1 protein-coding gene and 2 pseudogenes are annotated in these 2035 nt (G+C 41.9%); all 3 read right to left on the bottom strand.

Features of this window, described 5'->3' with window-relative positions:
- Positions 1–362 (bottom strand): annotated as a pseudogene (gene ligA / locus A3739_RS07840) (NAD-dependent DNA ligase LigA); the annotation flags it as partial.
- A gap of 9 nt (positions 363–371) precedes the next feature.
- Positions 372–1217, bottom strand: coding sequence for a cell division protein ZipA (zipA, locus tag A3739_RS07845; RefSeq protein WP_068478329.1), 846 nt, complete (start codon positions 1215–1217; stop codon positions 372–374).
- Between the two features lie 137 nt (positions 1218–1354).
- Positions 1355–2035 (bottom strand): annotated as a pseudogene (locus A3739_RS07850) (AAA family ATPase); the annotation flags it as partial.

A 2035-nucleotide genomic window follows, 5' to 3' on the forward strand; every position in this document is an offset into this window, starting at 1 on the left:
ACCGCAATACCATCCAGCTTCGGTTCGGCAAACAAAGAAACTTCACCATCTACTTTTTGACCAATGCGACTATAAAAATCCAGCAAATCCTCGTTAGAAAAAGCATTATCGAGTGAAAGCATTGGAATACGATGAGCAATTTGCGAGAACTCACCAGAAGGTGCACTTCCCACACGTTGAGTAGGGGAATCTGATCTTTTTAGATCCGGATATTCTTCTTCGAGCGATCTGAGTCGTTGAAATAGCTGATCATATTCCTGATCGCTAATAGTCGGAGCGCTTTCTAAATAATAAAGACGATTATAGGTATTTAGAGATTCAGATAACTCTGCAATCTCATCTCGAATTTTATCGAATGACACGAAACAACCTTAAGGACGCATTTTGCACAACTGCTTGCGCTCAAACTCTCTAATTCTCTGCTTATAATGTTCAACAGTCTGCGAAGTCAATACGCTGCGATGCTCGTCCTTCAACTCACCTTGCAAATTATCTGCAAAGCACTTCGCCGTTTCATACATAAAGTCAAAAGCTTGCAAGTAATTCTTTGGTCCGGGAATACTCATAAAGAAGCTTACTCCCGGAGTGGATAAGGTCTCGAGCTTGTCTGGATCAAAATATCCAGGCTCAACAGCATTCGCGACGCTAAATTGAATAGGACTTAACAAGTCCTCTTCATGTCGATGAAAAATAGACATCTCGCCATGTTTCATACCACAAGCTACAAGAAGTTTATTTACATCTGCGCCCGCAAAATTTTGACCTGGTTGCGCATCAACATTAATCACGATGACTTCATGATCGATTGCTGAGTCTGATTCTACAGTTTCCTCTTTGGGCTTTGTTGTTGCATCAATCTTAGCTTTCGCTTGCTTAGGCTTGCTAGAAGAAGGTTTCTCAATCTCAGACTCATCCGATTCAATTGAAACTTTAGGCTCAAATAAATCTGAATCGTCTTGCGCCGAAATAGACAGTAAATTCTGTTCATCAAGTTCACTATCAACAGAATCCGCTCCTGCAGATACAACTCGAACACCGCCTCCAGGAAGCTCAGGATTAAAATCATCATCAAGGGGGGAAGAATCTATTTGCCCACCTAAATCTCGGGACATTTTAAGAGAGTCTTGTTTTGCGAGACGCATTCTACGAAGACCATCGATCAAAATCCCTAAGATAATGACGACACCAACTACAATTAACCACTCTCTAAGGCTCATTAAGAACTCATTCCACGTATAGATAATCTGAGAACATAAAGGCTAGGATAGCCTTTTTATCAAGGCATATAGTAGCTAGAAAACAACAAGGAGACCAACGCTCAAGATTAAACCTAAATTAACTGTTGGATAGCCTTTTAAGCGTCGACTAACTGAGCAGCCGCATCAATATCCACGGACACCAATCGAGAGACTCCAGGCTCGTGCATAGTAACCCCCATAAGCTGGTCAGCCATCTCCATAGAAACCTTATTATGCGATATATATATGAACTGAACGGTATCGGACATTTCTTTGACAAGTCGAGCAAAACGCCCAACATTCGCATCATCTAAAGGCGCATCTACTTCATCCAACATACAGAATGGCGCTGGATTAAGTTTGAAAATAGAAAAAATCAATGCAAGGGCTGTCAAAGCTTTCTCACCGCCAGAAAGGAGATGTATCGTTGAATTATTTTTTCCTGGAGGCCTAGCAAGAATACTCACCCCTGTCTCAAGCAAATCCGAATCGGCCAGCTCAAGTTTTGCGCTGCCACCCCCAAATATCTTTGGAAACAAATTCTGCAAACCTGCATTGACGCGATCATAAGTTTGCTTAAACCTATGCCTTGTTTCTTTATCGATTTTTCGAATAGCTTGCGTCAACACATCTAAGGCATCAATTAACTCATCATTCTGCTCATCAAGATACGTCTTTCGCTCTAGCTGCGTCTCATACTCCTCGACAGCAGCCAAGTTAATCGCTCCCAAACGAGCGATCTTTTGTCCAATTGACTCCAAATCTTTCACCAACGCATCTTGCTGAACATCCTCATC

It is taken from the genome of Oleiphilus sp. HI0067 (assembly GCF_001635735.1).